Here is a 259-nt window from a genome sequence, read left to right on the forward strand (position 1 = left end):
ATTCCACTTGAAGAATTGTATGACATTTGTGAAAAAGTACGTGAATTAACAAAAGACCCGAAATTTTTAGTCGGTCGTGTGATTGCACGTCCGTATGTTGGTGAACCGGGGCATTTCACAAGAACAAGTAATCGTCATGACTATGCCTTAAAACCTTTTGACCCAACAGTGATGAACACACTTAAAGATCATGACTATGATGTCATTGCCATCGGTAAAATCAATGATATTTTCGATGGAGAAGGTGTCACAGAAGCAG

Annotated in this window: 1 pseudogene; it reads left to right on the forward strand. The window is 39.0% G+C overall.

The features are described 5' to 3' along the window. Positions 1–259: pseudogene (locus CD118_RS11525) on the forward strand (phosphopentomutase); the annotation flags it as partial.

The sequence above is a fragment of the Staphylococcus coagulans genome, assembly GCF_002901995.1.
Taxonomy (GTDB): domain Bacteria; phylum Bacillota; class Bacilli; order Staphylococcales; family Staphylococcaceae; genus Staphylococcus; species Staphylococcus coagulans.